This window comes from Bacillus sp. LUNF1 (assembly GCF_011008975.1).
GTDB classification, from domain to species: domain Bacteria; phylum Bacillota; class Bacilli; order Bacillales; family Bacillaceae; genus Bacillus; species Bacillus velezensis.
This window is the reverse complement of record NZ_CP048876.1, coordinates 3945828-3960400: the sequence shown is the minus strand read 5'-3', so window position 1 is coordinate 3960400 and position 14573 is coordinate 3945828. Positions and strand designations below refer to the sequence as shown.

Here is a 14573-nt window from a genome sequence, read left to right as displayed (position 1 = left end):
GGTTTCATGCTTTATAAATAGATTGAGAAAAAAAGGGAGGCGGACATATGCGAATTGAACATGCAGCGATATGGGTGAAAGATTTAGAACGGATGAAAGAATTTTATGAGAAATACTTCGGCGCCAAGGCCAATGACCTTTATCATAATGAGAAAAAAGATTTCAAATCGTATTTTCTGACATTTGACTCCGGATGCAGGCTGGAACTTATGAAAAAAGGCGGCATTGATGAAGTTCCGTCACAGAATATGACCGGATGGGCGCATCTCGCATTTTCTACAGGCAGCAAGGAGCGGGTGAATGAATTGACGGAGACGTTTAAAAACGATGGATTTCAGGTTGTAAGCGGCCCGCGCGTGACGGGGGACGGATATTATGAGAGCGTGATAGAGGATGGGGAAGGCAATTTGATAGAAATCACAGTGTAACAGTGCGGGGGAACCCGCACTGTTTTATTGATTAAATTTGCTGTGCATTTGTTTTCGGGCCGAAGAGGATTAACAGAACGGAACATAGAAGCCAGCAGCCGCCGATGAACAAAAAGACGCTGATGTAGCCGAGCTTAACGGCAATAAATCCGACGAGCAGGGAGCCGAATATATTGGAAAAACGGCCGAGCCCGTACGCCAGCCCGCTCCCGGCCGAGCGATATTCCGTAGGATACGGTTCCGATGTGTAGGCGTATAAGTTTGAGGTGAAGATCCGTTCCGTGACGTTGACGACAAACCCAAACACAATAATCATGACGGGAATAAACGTCATGCCGTATAACAGTCCGGCAATGGCAGTCAGAAAAGCGCTTGCGGCCAGAATCCACTTCCTTTGGAACGTCTCGGATATCATGGAACCGAGCAATGCGCCAAGCGGCGCGCCGACAGAGTGAAGCACATTATACCACAGCGTTTTTTCCATGGTGATGCCGTTGCTTTTCAGCAGGCTGGGCACCCATGAAGCAAAGCCGTAAAAGCCAAAGGTTTCCAGAATCCATACCGCTGACAGGATGATGGTGATCTTTAAATTCCTGCCCTGAAACAGCCCTAAGTAGCCTGCGTGCTTCACTGTATGTACTTCTGCCGCCTCTTTTGGCGCGGGAAGCGGGCCTTTTTCTTTCTCTGCACGTGCTTCAAGACGGTTCATAATGGCGTTTGCCTGATCATATGCGCCCCGATTTTCGTGCCAGCGCGGCGATTCCTCAAGCCGGCGGATAAAAAAGAAATAAATGAGACCGGCCGCTCCCCATACGAATACGAGCCGCCACCCCCATGAGCCTAAAGGAATGACAAAAGCGGAAACAACGTTTGTGACGGGAACGCCGATCAGTCCGATCATGGCGCAAAAGGAGATGTATTTTCCTCGTACGGATGATGGGAAAAATTCCGCCAAATAGCTGTTCGTCACAATCATGGCGGCCGCGACGCCGAGCCCGGTCAAGAAGCGGAAAATCATTAAGGACGGAATGTCCCATGCCAGCGCATTCAGAAAAGATGAAATCGAAAAGACAAGGACAAAACAATTCAGCGCTTTTTTCCTGCCGATCCGATCGGACAGCCTTCCGCCGATGGAGGCGCCTAAAAACATGCCCAGGAAGGATGCGGCCGTGATGTCGGCAATGACGGACAGCTTCACGCCCCAATGCTCAATCAGCGCCGGAGCCACGTTGCTGAGCGTAAACAGATCAGCGAGATCGAAAAAATAGATGATTCCGAGAGCGGTTAATACTTGATAGTGCACACGCGAAATGGGGAGACGGTCTAATCGGTTCGCTACATTTGAGAATGTCTGATGTTTCATAAAAAACCCCCTGACTTAGCAATTGTAATCAGAAAATACTGTAAATTTATCTGACGAATACATTATAAAGGTCTTTTTTTGGCAAAAACAGAGTGTAAATAACCAGAGCCAAAGGAAACGGCATAGCGCTTTCTTCTTAAAATATATAACATTTCCTATATCTGTTTCTGTTTATATTATAAAATGTTGAAGGAAAGGAAGTTGATGCATAAATATGAATACGTTTGTACGCCCAGCAGAGGGAAGAAATAGCGTATGGAGATATCTTCTTTCTCTGTTGGTCATTGTGGGTTTGTTCTTTTTCGGAAGCATACTGACCGTGTTTTATATGTTTCTCACGTCCGCTTTCAATCCTTCACTGACGATAAATTGGGATGAGGGGGCATTAAGTGACCCGCTGGCGGATATTTATTTACAGCATATCGTCTATTTCATAGCGATCCCGGGCATTTGGATAGCGGTTCGTTTCATTATGAAACGGCGGTTTTTATCCATCATCACACCGAATCAGTCGCTGAACTGGAAGAGAATTTTCTTTGGATTCGGCACATATGTTGTGCTGATGTTTATCGCGGGGCTGATTGATTTTACAATTCATCCGGATCGTTTCTCGCTTCAGGAATTCCATGCTTCACGTTTTCTGCTCCTGTTAGCGGCGGCCGTCTTGTTGGTGCCGATTCAAACCTCTGCGGAGGAATTTCTCTTTCGCGGTCTTCTGCTTCAGTTCGCCGGAAAATTGACGGCAAACGCGGTGGTTCTGACAGTCATTATCGGCGGATTATTCGGCGCGCTTCATTTCGGAAATCCGGAGATGGAAAATGGAGCTCTCTGGGCGGGAATCGGATATGTCACCATCGGCATGATCTGGACCTTTATCACGATTAAAACGGGCAGTCTGGAGATGTCTCTTGGCGGTCACGCTGCCAATAATATGTTTTTATTTATCTTTCTCACAGAGGATCATTCGGTGTACGGCGGCATTCCGTCGATATTTACAACAGCAGCCGGCGGCTATGAAATATATGATTGCATATCGACTCTGGTGATCAATATCATCTTCGTATGGCTCGCGTTCCGTTTTGTGAAAAAAGAAAAGCAGCAGGCCGCCTAGGCTCTGCTGCTGATTTGTAAGGTGTTCATCGCTTCATCAATATCCGTCGTCGGCCTCCGGCAGGCGAAATTCTCACAAATGTAGACCGTTGTCTTCCCATCAATCATTTGATAACCCGCGGCAAAGTCAGAAATGCCAACAAGCTCATCCGGATGTTCTGCGGCGAGAATCGTATAGGCGGGAGTGAAATGCTCCTGAAGCGCCTCAATGAAACGTTTTCTGTCCGGATCATCTTTCCTTCCGAAAACAACAATTTCTTTTTGGGGCATTGTATGTGCCAGTACGCTTTGCATGAAGAAAGCGTTGCTGCTCGGATAGGCCTCTATTTCCCGTTTGAACACGGAAAACATCGCTTCGGCTTTTTCAATCAGTGATATATCACCCGTCAGGCGGCCGAGACGAAGCAGCTGTACGGCAGCCGCGCTGTTTCCGGAAGGCACGGCCCCGTCATAAACCTCTTTTTCCCTGACAAGAAGGGTCTCAGCATCATTCCCCGTAAAGAAGAAACCTCCGTGCCGTTCATCCCAGAACAGCTCCAGCATGCTTGTACATAACGTTTTCGCTTTCTGCAGATAAGACGGATGAAAACCCGCTTCATACAGTTCAAGGTAAGCCCAGATGAGAAAAGCGTAATCATCGATAAACCCTTTATTTTTCACTTCGCCCTCGCGATAGCGGACCATGACGCGCCCGTCCGGCATGAGGTGCCGTTCGAGAAAGCGGATGGCTGTTTCCGCCATGCTGAGAAAGTCAGGCTCGTGAAATACCTTTGCGGCTTTTGCCAGCCCGGCAATCATGAGCGCGTTCCATGAGGTCAGCACTTTGTCATCTGTATGCGGGTAGCTTCTGTTTTCACGGGCCTCCAGCAATTTTGTTCTTGCCTCTTCAAGGCGTTCGGCCAGCTCATGTCCTGTGAGGCCGGTCTCTTCGAGGATGGCCTCACGCCGCGTGAAAATGAGGTGCGGGATGTTTTCGCCTTCAAAATTGCCTTGATCTGTGATGTTATACACCTTGCAGTAAAGCAGGCCGAGTTCATCACCGAGAAGGTTCATGATTTCTTTTTTAGACCATATGTAATATTTCCCCTCACGGCCTTCGGTATCAGCGTCTAAAGCTGAGAAAAAGCTGCCGTCTTCATGCATCATTTCCCGCTGAATAAACGTTACGATCTGCATCGCAATCTGTTTGTAGCGCTCATTACCCGTGACTTGGTAGGCTTCCGTATAGGCGGTCAGGAGAAGGGCGTTGTCATACAGCATTTTCTCAAAATGCGGCACGAGCCATTCATTATCAGTCGAGTAGCGGGCGAATCCGAACCCGATGTGGTCAAAAATTCCGCCGTTCGCCATGCCGTCAAGTGTCTTGGTTACGCCGGCCAAAGCCTGTTCCTTGCCCGTATAGCTGTAGTAGCGAAGCAGAAACATGAGCATATGCGGCATCGGAAATTTCGGAGCCTGGCCGAACCCGCCGTACACTGTGTCAAACCCGCCGGCCAGCTGGCGATACGTGTCATGAACCGCCTGTTCGCCAAGCATGCCCTCAGCCGGGTGAACCTTGACTTCAAGATGAGCGGCGGCGTTTTCGGCGATATCCTCGACATGCTGCCGGTCATTCGCAAACGTTTCGGACAGATGTTCAAGCACATCGATAAAACCCGGACGGTTAAATTTGCTCGTCTTCGGAAAATACGTCCCCGCATAAAACGGCTTCTGATCTGGTGTGACGAACACGTTCAGCGGCCACCCGCCCTGCCCCGTCATCAGCTGGCAGACTCTCATATACACGGAATCCACATCAGGCCGCTCCTCACGATCAACCTTGATGGCTATGAATTTATCGTTTAACATACCGGCGATCTCTTCGTCCTCAAAAGATTCGTGGGCCATTACGTGGCACCAATGACACGTCGAATAGCCGATGCTGACAAGAACCGGCTTGTTTTCGCGTTTCGCTTTTTCAAATGCTTCATCTCCCCAAGGGAACCAATTCACAGGGTTATGAGCATGTTGAAGTAAATAAGGAGACTTCTCAGCGATTAATCTATTGGGTTTATTGTTAGTGGGCATGGGATCACCTTCTTTCATTTAAGTTACTTATTTAACTTACCATATTTGCTTGAAAAAATACTTCAATGTTTAACATGTATAAGCACAGAAAATTAATAAACGAATAACTATGTTTATGACTATAGAAATTGAGGTGGAGTTTAATGAAACATAGTTATTTTTATAGGGATTGTATTCATCCTCAAACACAACAAGTCTATCCTGATGGAACGTGGACGTGCGTCTTTGCTACAGTGCAGTCTTGTCAAAATGGCCAATGGCATAACACTGGATTAAATTGCGATATCCCTCCATATTATCCAGTGTTTCAGAAAAATTTATGTTGTCAGTATTGGGATGGGCGTGGTTATCGGTATAGATGTGCAGTCAATTCATGTCCTCTTTGGGGACCAGATAATAGTGTTTTTAATCAAGCATGGGAAGTTTTAAATTGTGATGATTGCCATGCCTAAAATTTAAACAAAAAAAATGAATTTAATATAGCACAACGATATCAAGACTAAATATCGTTGTTTTTTATTTTAAAATCTTAGCATTATGATTATACTATCTTCTTACTTCAAATAAGTGGTGTAATTAGGGAAAACAAGGGGACTTGTATATGGAGATTTTAAACGTAATTTTGCAGTTAATATTGGTTTTTGTCGGTTGGTTTATAATTACTTATGTAAAAAAATTACCTGATCAAGTGCATGCCAAAAATTTTAAAAAAATTGAGCACGATTTAAATACTCAGTTAGAAGAATTTAGAAATAAACTGACTACTGACCTAGAGTTAATGAAAATCAATGAAGCTCAGTTACATATTCATAAGACAGAAGAATTTGTGAGACTTATTAGGCTACTTGTTATGAATTTGACTGATAAAGATTATATAAATGACTTGACAACAAATGAAGAAGTTAAGAAAGAGCATAGTAAAAGCATGACTGAGTTAGGTTCTAAACTTTTTTTCTTTGCATCAGATGATACAGTTAAAAAGTTTGTTGAGTATAGAAAGCAATCTTTAAAAATAAAAGGTGATAAGCCCACAGAAGCTGAAAGATTAATAGTCCTTTTGGGTGAACTAATGGTTTTAATAAGAAAAGATTTGGGATACAGTCAAACAGAATGTGATAAGAATGATTATTTACATATCTTGTTGAATGATTGGGATAAGTATGAACAAAAATATAATAATTGAGGATAACTTTTGTTATCCTCTTTTTATTTTTTTAATATCATGTCAAGCCTCGAAAGTATTACTATTGCCGCAAAAAAAACGCAATCAGATTGTTTGTGTGCAGCCAAAATGTACCTTTTTACATTAAGAATTGTAAATGGCTAATTGATCTGACATAATACAATTAATGTAAATATTCGAATAATTTTGTAAATATGCGGGGTGAGATTTGCTTGAATCATATATCTATAAAAAAGAAAGGATTCCATATGAAGTTTTAATATCTAAGTTGAATTCATGGTATACAACCATAAGGAAAAACATGATTGATGAAACCAAAAAGAAGAAGTCAAAAATTGAATCTCTTTTAGAAGAAGTCGAAATGAAGCAAGAGGTTCTCCTATATTATCAACTTTTAGATTTTTAGACATGAACTAATGCTAATTTATTTGAGATCAAAAGACGTTTAAGAAGTTAGGAATACTTACGAAATTTTTTTAAAAAAGAAAGAAGGCAGTGTTTTAAAAAAATGCATTAATATTATTTCTTCTTTTTTATGGGCATGTACGAATTCAGAAGAAAAGAACTTGTTTCTGCAATAAACCGCGTTTAGTTTGTCTGAAACCAAATTATCAGATATATCTGCTCTAATAGACGTGGCACTAATAACATGTTACTGAATGTAAAAAAATCCATTGTCGGGAGATTAACAGAATGAAAACAGCAGACTTCTTCAGAAATCTGCTGTTTTCTTATCACAATATCAAGATCGCCATATAAATACAATTTGCAAAAAGGCAAATCAAAACTAAACTTAGATGTTTCTTTTTTATCTAACGTACTTACTATTCTTGAGATAAATAATTAAAATCCGTTTCTTTAAATTTAGGGAGTTTTTTGTCGATTTTTAAAGTGGACAATAACTCTTGAACATACTCTCGAATTGCAAGCATGTCAAATGGGAAATCGAAATCAAACTCCTCTTTAACAGTTAAAGTGTCCATTACATATGAACAATTATATTTCATACCCAAAAGATCATCATTAAAACTTAGTACATCTTGATATGACGAATCAGATAACTCGAAATGGGAGATTAAAAATATTTTTACATTATTACCTTCTTCAGAATCTAGCAATCTTTCATCAATGAATAACAAAAAAGCAGTTCTGTCATCATCGTTTAATTCCACTTGAAAGAATTCAAAATCTCTTAATCTCAATAAACGTTTAAATCTCGTGTTTAAAGTTCTCATATTCCTTTATCTCCGTTTCTTAATTTAAGCTACTATCGCTTTCCATTGAAACATAGTAAGGGATTTAAATGCAATGCCTAATGCCATAGCTAATACAATAAGAGGTGTAGGATCAATTACCATCTGCCACCAGCTTTTTTTATGTACTTGTTTTCGAGCTTCAGAAAGTTGATTTTCTTTTTTCTTATACTTTTTCCATTGAGAAGTACTCTTTAATTTTTTGACTGCTGATTTAGGTGCTTTTGATAAGTGACTTCCATCATGGCTTGTTCCATCCATGTTTTCACTGGCAATTTCTTTTTTTCCATTATATACATGTACATGCCATTTACCAGTCTTTTTATCATGAGGCTCATCAAATCTAGCTTTATAACCTTTTCCTAAGTTTACCCATTCTCCACCAGCAGCGTGTGCTGACTGGCTCATTGAAGTTGAGAAAACAGCAAAGCTAAATACAATCGTCATCATAATAACTAATGACTTACTTAAAAATTTTAACAATGCAAACATCTCCTTAATCATGTAATCACTCAAAATTATACAAAAAAGAGAGATGTATTTTATTGATTATTGAGGAATTTAAGCTAAAATTAAGGTAATATTACCTAAAAATATAGGGTTTATTACCCTTTGTAGAGATTTTCCTGTTTTGAGAACAAATTATGACACCAGTGACACGTCGAATAGCCGATGCTGACAAGAACCGGCTTGTTTTCGCGTTTTGCTTTTTCGAAGGCTTCTTCTCCCCAAGGGTGCCAGTTGACTGGATTGTGGGCGTGTTGAAGTAAGTACGGTGACTTCTCTGTGATTAAGCTGTTTGGTTTGCTATTGTTTGGCATGGGCTCACCTGCTTTCTATTCATATTTGTACGTTTAACATACCACAATCTTCTAAAAAAATTCAGACACTCAACTTTGTGAACCAAACCCAAGTCATTAAAAAGGAGAACTGCTTATGACTCTATTTTCAGGGTTAAACTTCATCTTTCCTTATTGCTTTTTAGATAAGAAGTAAGGATTTAAAATCTTTATCATTTTATTTACTGTTAGATAAGTGAAACACACCCCGGCGACTGTAACCATCCCGCCTGTCAGTGCAATAAACGTGGGTACTTCACCTAACCACACCCAAGAAATGACCAAGGTTATGGCTGGTGTTAAATAAAGTGAAATGGCTGCTTCTGAAGCACCGACGAGTGAAGTGACATACGCAAGTGCAAAGTAAGGCACAACCGTTGGTAATAAGCCTAAGTAAACGATAGACAATGTTGAGTTCATTGAAGCGTTCAAAAACTCTTCCCCTAAGCCAGGCAAGAATACAAGCATAGGTACTGTCCCGCCCCAAATAGTGAATGTAACGAATGGAATAAATCCATATTTTTTTATATAGCGGGCTTGAAAAACGAAATAAATACTCTCCGAAAAAGCTGCCAGCAGGATTAACAAAATGCCGTTCACTGAATTTGTATAGTTTCCTGCCCCAAATGAAATGATCGACACACCCAATAAACTTATGATAGAGCCAACCCATTTATAAAGCCCAAAATGTTCACCAAAAAACAGACGAGATAACATTGCAGAAAAAATAGGTGTCATGGTCACGAGTAAGCTTGCTACCCCTGCGCTGACTGTTTTTTCTCCGATATTCAGCAAAATGTGATATAGTGCAAAACCTAAAAATCCTAAAGATAAAATAGCAGGGATATCCTTCATATCAGGTAAACGCATATGAGTCAAAACAGCAAAAACCACCAGTGCCATTGACCCAATCAACAAGCGAAACAAAGCGAGGTGTTCCGGCGTGTAACTCTCCAAGCCCGCGCGAATTCCCGGGAAAGCTGATGCCCACAACCCAATCATCAGACTGTAAGATATGCCGATTCGAACTGTTTTCTTTCGCATCTTTCTCACTCCTCTTTACAAAAACCAACCAGTTATTTAATGTGTTTCTATATTAATAAAGATTTGATGATATGACTTCAACCAGTTAAATAGATTTTGACCCAACCACTTTAAGGAGGATACTTTTTATGAGCGCTCCAGAAGAAAAAAAGATGAAAAAGCTTCCTAAGTACATACAAATCATTCAATTTATAAAAGAGAAAATAGGAAATGGAGAATGGCCGATTGGAAGTAAGATTCCAAGCCAGCGCACGCTTGCCAAACACTTTGAGGTGAACAGGAGCACAGTCATTACAGCTTTAGAGGAATTGATGGCGGATGGATTAATCGAAGGCAGAATGGGCAAAGGGACAGTTGTTACGAACAATACATGGACACTTTTGGCTAAGAATTCCGCCCCTGATTGGGATCAGTATGTAACCTCCGGAATCCAGCAGCCAAGCCAAAAAATCGTTCAAGAGATCAATAAATCAGAATCAAATTCCGATCTTATACAGCTCAGTAAAGGAGAACTTTCACATGAGATTTTTCCTTTAGCTGTTATGAAAGAGATCATGGGAAAGGTATCTCAAAACATAGAGGCATTCGGGTATGAGGAACCAAAAGGCTATTTGCCTTTGAGAGAGGCATTAAGCGGCTATTTAAGAACAATTGGGATTCAAGCTTCTCCTTCTTCCATTCTTATTGTTTCAGGCGCACTGCAAGCCTTACAGCTGATATCAATGGGGCTTTTACAAAGGGGATCGACCGTATTTCTCGATCAGCCGTCTTATCTTTATTCACTACACGTATTTCAATCAGCCGGTATGAAGCTGACTGGAGTTCCTATGGATAATGATGGACTTTTGCCTGAACATATCCACATGGCAAGGGGGGAACGGGGGAGGGCTATCTTATATACAAATCCTTGTTTTCATAATCCGACAGGTATTTTAATGTCAGAACGGCGACGAGAAGAAATCCTTGCGGCAAGTGAGAATGCACAGCTTCCCATTATTGAAGATGACATTTATCGTGAGTTATGGATAGATGAGATTCCTCCAGATCCTATTAAAACAATTGATAAAAATGGGCATGTGCTTTACATAGGCAGTTTATCGAAAACATTAAGTCCGGGTTTGAGGATTGGATGGATTGTCGGGCCGGAACCAGTGATTGAACGTTTATCCGACATAAAAATGCAAACAGATTACGGCTCCAGTTCGTTATCCCAGAGAGTAGCGGCAGAGTGGTTTACATCCGGTGAATACCAGCAACATCTAGAACAGGTGAGAAGTCAATTAAAGGTGAGAAGACAATTGGTCATGAGTCTTTTAGAAACCAATTTGAAGAATGTCGCTGCATGGAATATGCCGAAGGGAGGATTCTTTGTCTGGGTCAAAATATTGCCTTCACTATCTATGAAATTACTTTATACAAAAGCTTTGACAAAAGGGATACTTCTCAATCTCGGCAGTATCTATGCTCAAGAAAAAGGGAATTATATTCGCTTATCATATGCTTATGCATCTCTTGAAGACCTTCAAAAGGGAATTTATGAATTGGGTTTGATGATTAAAGAATTGGCAAGCAGATAAATATATAAGAGACATGCTATCAATGACAAGAATCGGCTTGTTTTCGCGTTTCGCTTTTTCAAATGCTTCTTGTCCCCTCATGAAAACCAGTAAAAAAGCCGCTAACAAAGCGGCTTTTCTTAAGTTAAGATGCCGAATGTAAAAAAAAGGTTAATTTCTACTCTCCTTGTTTTATTCAAACTCATTATTGGGCTGTATAACCGCCATCCATTACGACGGCCTGCCCTGTAACACCTTTAGCTTTGTCACTGGCGAGGAATACTGCGTAATCAGCGATTTCTTGCACGGTTAACAAACGTTTTTGAGGAACCAAGGGGTAAATGACTTCTTCAAACACCTTTTCTATAGAAATGCCTCTAGTCTCTGCAATATCTTTTAACTGGTTTTGCACCAATGGAGTGTCGATATATCCCGGACACAAGGCGTTGACAGTAATTCCGTATTCCGCTCCTTCTAATGCTGATACTTTAGTTAAACCGATCAAACCGTGTTTAGCGCTGCAATAAGCTGCCTTCCCTGCAAAACCAATTAAACCATTTATGGAAGCCATATTGATGATGCGGCCAAATTTTTGTTTTTTCATCAAAGGGAATACTCTTTTTGTCGCACTAAAAGGAGCAGTAAGCATTAATTTCAGCATAAATTCAAATTTATCAGTCGGGAAGTTTTCTATATCCGATACATGCTGAATCCCCGCATTGTTTACCAGAATATCCAATCGCCCAAAGGTTTCAAGTGTCTTAGAGAAACTTTTTTCAACTTGTTCTTCGTTTGTTACATCACAAACTGCAGAGAGGACTTCGTATCCTTGTCCCTTAAGTTCCTCAGCTGCATGATGCACGGCTTTTTCGTTCAAATCGGAAATTACCACTTTTGCGCCTTCTTTAGCGAATTCACGTGCAATTTCTAAACCAATTCCGCTAGCCGCGCCTGTAACAAGAGCAACTTTACTTTCCAATAATTCACTCATAGTAACCCCTCCAGGAAACATTTTGGTCTCCTAAAAGTTTACACCCGGCAATTGTATAAGTAAAATGAATAAAAAGAATATAATGTATTCGTTAAACTTATGGAATGGAGATCATACGATGGATATACGCCAAATCACATACTTTCTTGAAGTTGCTAAATCCAACAGTTTTACTAAGGCATCAGAAAATCTGCATTTGTCACAGCCTGCCTTAAGTAAGATGGTTAAAAGTTTGGAAGAGGAATTAAAGGTTGAGCTCATTGATCGATCCGCTAGACAAATCGCTTTGACAGATGCAGGCGAAATTGTATTTGAGCAAGGCCAAATGATTATGAAGTCAATAGATGACTTGTCGACGAACTTATACGATCTTTTACATTTAAAAAAAGGAAAAGTGAAAATTGGAATACCGCCGCTTATCGGTGTCTTGTTTTTTCCTAAAATCATTAAAGGATTTAAACAATTGTATCCTGATGTGAACATCAAGCTGATAGAACATGGGGGTAACAAGGTGAAACAGGAGGTTGAAGATGGGGTACTGGATCTTGGCGTGGTTATTGAACCAGTGGACGAAGAGCAGTTTGATATTATTCCATTGCTTAATGAAGAACTGATGCTCTTCGTTCATTCCGCTCACCCGCTTGTTCATAAAGAGATTGTGGAAATGCAAGACTTGAAAAATGAACCTTTCATCCTGTTTAGTGAAGACTTTTCTCTTCACGATCGGATTATTCAAGAGTGTATTAGAGCCGGTTTTCGTCCAAATATTGTTTATGAAAGTTCTCAATGGGATTTTATCAGCGAAATGATTGGAGAAGAACTAGGTATCTCCATTTTCCCTCAGTCTATAGTGAAAAAGACTGATCAAAGTTTAGTTAAGGCAATTTCCATTGTTAATCCATCAATTCCTTGGAAAGTGGCGATTATTTTAAAAAAAGGTAAATACGTTTCACACGCAGTACGCGAATTTATCCGGTATATTTCATTTTTTTGTAAGAGTAATTACGTAAATCAAGATAACTCATGAAAAAAATGAATGGTTTTTATAGTTTTTATGTATTTTACGGTTAGAGAGGGCTGCGATATATTATCTTATGTCAGAAAATAAGTACCTTTCAGGAGGAAATTCAAATGGATCAAAGCCGTTACCAACAAGGTTTAGACAAATTAATGGAGTACACTTTAACAAGCGATGATAAAATCTCTACGCATTTAAAGATTTCTGAAGACTTGAAAGATATCGCCCCAGATGTAAGTAAGTACATTATAGAATTTGCTTATGGAGATATATATTCACGGCCGGGATTAACCAATCAACAGCGTGCGCTTGTTACCATTTCATCCCTTGTAACGCAAGGAACCGAGCCTCAGCTTGAACTTCATATCAATACAGGGCTTACATCCGGATTAACACCGACTGAGATTGTAGAGAGTATCACCCAATTGGTTCCTTATACAGGCTTCCCGCGTGTACTTAATGCTCTTTCAGTGGCTAAGAAGGTGTTTGCACAACGACATGTAGAAAGCCATTGAGAAATAAAGAGCTTGTATGGAATGCGCGATATTTAGTAAAAACTCATCAGTAGAATATACACAAAACGACAGCCTATAAGGCTGTTTTTTAACATTAAAATGTCTGACCTCTTTTTTGTTTTTCGGTTGATCATATGTAAAAGCGATTATATTAATCGCTTTTTGATACTTCAAAACATGCTAAGCTTTGACCTCTTTATCAGTAAGCACTTTTAAAGCATCTCTCACTTTTAAGGCGAAGTTGACAGGTTTATCAATCGCTTCGAAATGAATATACATCAGTCTCGGTTTGTCAAACAGCCAGTGATTGTGAAGTGACGTTACAATCAGATCATGTTTCCGAAGGACGCTGATAAATGGATTGCTTTCTTTTTGCAGAATTACAGTTTCTCCGCTGCAAAGAGCACGGCCGTCTTTTGTCATTGATTCAAATGAAAACATTTGCGGAATGAGCAAAAATGATCTTCCGGGCCGTCCCAGTACAACCGGTTTTATATTTGTTCGTGATCTCATTACTGTACAAATTCCATTTTCAAACGTATGCATGGTTCCGCCTAGAATATCGTTGAATTCGTCACAAAGACCATGCCGTTCAATCATTTCCCCGTCAGTTTTTGGTACCGCACGCACAGTTTTAGTAGTCAGAACTCTCAGGGCCTCTCTCACTTTTCTTGCAAAATTGAGAGGTTTATCAATTGATTCAAAATGCATAAACATCAGACGCGGTTTATCAAACAGCCAATGGTTATGAACGGCAGTTACGATGATACCGAATTTGCGCAGCTCACTCATTAACGGGTTCACTTCTTCTTGCAGTAAAACAGTCTCACCTAAACATAAAGCTCTGCCTTCCCGATCCATACTTTCAAATGAAAAGGCCTGAGGAATAAAAGGAAATGCTTCGGCTCTTCTTCCGAGTACCACCGGATGAATGTTGCTTCGAAATCTTGTCGCCGTACATACGCCATTTACGACACTGGGCGTTGAATTGAGAATTCTAGCAAATTCTTTGCAGAGCCGTGATGGCTCCATACTCGTTTCTTCCACTTCATATCTCCTCCTGGAATCTATTTACAACGTACTTAGTATTAAAGATATGTGAAGATAGAAAGAATGTAACGCGTCAGCAGTCCATATTAGATAGAATCAGCCTTTCTTGTATAATTTGAGGTTTTCTTCCCTTTTTATAATCTCTTTAACTGTTAA

At 40.4% G+C, this 14573-nt stretch carries 14 protein-coding genes and 1 pseudogene; 7 read left to right on the top strand and 8 right to left on the bottom strand.

The features are described 5' to 3' along the window. Nucleotides 1-47: 47 nt before the first annotated feature. A complete protein-coding gene (locus G4O42_RS19685; RefSeq protein ID WP_032875338.1) occupies nt 48-428 on the top strand; it encodes a VOC family protein in 381 nt (126 codons plus the stop codon). A 31-nt stretch (nt 429-459) separates the two neighbouring features. Here the strand turns inward: G4O42_RS19685 and G4O42_RS19680 are convergent, their stop codons facing one another. Further along, a complete protein-coding gene (locus G4O42_RS19680; protein WP_032875341.1) occupies nt 460-1791 on the bottom strand; it encodes an MFS transporter in 1332 nt (443 codons plus the stop codon). A 214-nt stretch (nt 1792-2005) separates the two neighbouring features. Here G4O42_RS19680 and G4O42_RS19675 point away from each other — a divergent pair, with 214 nt between their 5' ends. After that, on the top strand, nt 2006-2902 hold the full coding sequence (locus G4O42_RS19675) for a CPBP family intramembrane glutamic endopeptidase (RefSeq protein WP_032875344.1): 897 nt from the start codon (nt 2006-2008) through the stop codon (nt 2900-2902). Here G4O42_RS19675 and G4O42_RS19670 read toward each other — a convergent pair. Beyond that, nucleotides 2899-4968 (bottom strand): thioredoxin domain-containing protein, encoded by a 2070-nt coding sequence (locus G4O42_RS19670; RefSeq protein WP_032875346.1) that lies wholly within the window; start codon nt 4966-4968, stop codon nt 2899-2901. The two genes, G4O42_RS19675 and G4O42_RS19670, sit on opposite strands and share 4 nt — an antisense overlap. Nucleotides 4969-5569: 601 nt before the next feature. On the opposite strand from G4O42_RS19670, the gene G4O42_RS19665 reads away from it, so the two are divergent. Together G4O42_RS19665 and G4O42_RS20070 are read left to right on the top strand one after the other, a co-directional pair. Beyond that, a complete protein-coding gene (locus G4O42_RS19665; RefSeq protein ID WP_032875349.1) occupies nt 5570-6151 on the top strand; it encodes a hypothetical protein in 582 nt (193 codons plus the stop codon). Nucleotides 6152-6452: 301 nt separating this feature from the next. Further along, on the top strand, nt 6453-6557 hold the full coding sequence (locus tag G4O42_RS20070; protein WP_229023903.1) for a hypothetical protein: 105 nt from the start codon (nt 6453-6455) through the stop codon (nt 6555-6557). 418 nt (nt 6558-6975) lie between these two features. Here the strand turns inward: G4O42_RS20070 and G4O42_RS19655 are convergent, their stop codons facing one another. The 4 genes and pseudogenes from G4O42_RS19655 to G4O42_RS19640 form a co-directional block, all read right to left on the bottom strand. After that, a complete protein-coding gene (locus G4O42_RS19655; RefSeq protein ID WP_032876887.1) occupies nt 6976-7323 on the bottom strand; it encodes a hypothetical protein in 348 nt (115 codons plus the stop codon). 87 nt (nt 7324-7410) lie between these two features. Beyond that, nucleotides 7411-7887, bottom strand: coding sequence for a hypothetical protein (locus tag G4O42_RS20065; protein ID WP_023357232.1), 477 nt, complete (start codon nt 7885-7887; stop codon nt 7411-7413). Between the two features lie 161 nt (nt 7888-8048). Beyond that, nucleotides 8049-8225 (bottom strand): annotated as a pseudogene (locus G4O42_RS19645) (DUF255 domain-containing protein); the annotation flags it as partial. A 150-nt stretch (nt 8226-8375) separates the two neighbouring features. Continuing rightward, entirely contained in the window at nt 8376-9287 is a 912-nt protein-coding gene (locus G4O42_RS19640; RefSeq protein WP_032875356.1) for a DMT family transporter, read from the bottom strand. A gap of 128 nt (nt 9288-9415) precedes the next feature. Here G4O42_RS19640 and G4O42_RS19635 point away from each other — a divergent pair, with 128 nt between their 5' ends. Further along, complete coding sequence (locus G4O42_RS19635; protein ID WP_032875359.1) at nt 9416-10864, top strand: aminotransferase-like domain-containing protein; 1449 nt, start codon at nt 9416-9418, stop codon at nt 10862-10864. Nucleotides 10865-11048: 184 nt separating this feature from the next. Here the strand turns inward: G4O42_RS19635 and G4O42_RS19630 are convergent, their stop codons facing one another. After that, nucleotides 11049-11834, bottom strand: coding sequence for a 3-hydroxybutyrate dehydrogenase (locus tag G4O42_RS19630; protein ID WP_032875362.1), 786 nt, complete (start codon nt 11832-11834; stop codon nt 11049-11051). Nucleotides 11835-11952: 118 nt separating this feature from the next. Between G4O42_RS19630 and G4O42_RS19625 the strand changes: the two genes are divergently transcribed. Continuing rightward, complete coding sequence (locus G4O42_RS19625) at nt 11953-12861, top strand: LysR family transcriptional regulator (RefSeq protein ID WP_032875365.1); 909 nt, start codon at nt 11953-11955, stop codon at nt 12859-12861. 104 nt (nt 12862-12965) lie between these two features. Beyond that, nucleotides 12966-13367: a carboxymuconolactone decarboxylase family protein gene (locus G4O42_RS19620; protein ID WP_007615035.1), complete on the top strand. Its 402-nt coding sequence runs from the start codon at nt 12966-12968 to the stop codon at nt 13365-13367. Nucleotides 13368-13547: 180 nt separating this feature from the next. Here the strand turns inward: G4O42_RS19620 and G4O42_RS19615 are convergent, their stop codons facing one another. After that, on the bottom strand, nt 13548-14414 hold the full coding sequence (locus G4O42_RS19615) for a DUF1259 domain-containing protein (RefSeq protein WP_032875368.1): 867 nt from the start codon (nt 14412-14414) through the stop codon (nt 13548-13550). Nucleotides 14415-14573: the final 159 nt, after the last annotated feature.

Bases quoted from the DNA above. Each gene is read 5' to 3' on its own strand.
- G4O42_RS19685 (WP_032875338.1), top strand. From the start codon at position 48: ATGCGAATTGAACATGCAGCGATATGGGTGAAAGATTTAGAACGGATG.
- G4O42_RS19680 (WP_032875341.1), bottom strand. From the start codon at position 1,791: ATGAAACATCAGACATTCTCAAATGTAGCGAACCGATTAGACCGTCTC.
- G4O42_RS19675 (WP_032875344.1), top strand. From the start codon at position 2,006: ATGAATACGTTTGTACGCCCAGCAGAGGGAAGAAATAGCGTATGGAGA.
- G4O42_RS19670 (WP_032875346.1), bottom strand. From the start codon at position 4,968: ATGCCCACTAACAATAAACCCAATAGATTAATCGCTGAGAAGTCTCCT.
- G4O42_RS19665 (WP_032875349.1), top strand. From the start codon at position 5,570: ATGGAGATTTTAAACGTAATTTTGCAGTTAATATTGGTTTTTGTCGGT.
- G4O42_RS20070 (WP_229023903.1), top strand. From the start codon at position 6,453: ATGATTGATGAAACCAAAAAGAAGAAGTCAAAAATTGAATCTCTTTTA.
- G4O42_RS19640 (WP_032875356.1), bottom strand. From the start codon at position 9,287: ATGCGAAAGAAAACAGTTCGAATCGGCATATCTTACAGTCTGATGATT.
- G4O42_RS19635 (WP_032875359.1), top strand. From the start codon at position 9,416: ATGAGCGCTCCAGAAGAAAAAAAGATGAAAAAGCTTCCTAAGTACATA.
- G4O42_RS19630 (WP_032875362.1), bottom strand. From the start codon at position 11,834: ATGAGTGAATTATTGGAAAGTAAAGTTGCTCTTGTTACAGGCGCGGCT.
- G4O42_RS19625 (WP_032875365.1), top strand. From the start codon at position 11,953: ATGGATATACGCCAAATCACATACTTTCTTGAAGTTGCTAAATCCAAC.
- G4O42_RS19620 (WP_007615035.1), top strand. From the start codon at position 12,966: ATGGATCAAAGCCGTTACCAACAAGGTTTAGACAAATTAATGGAGTAC.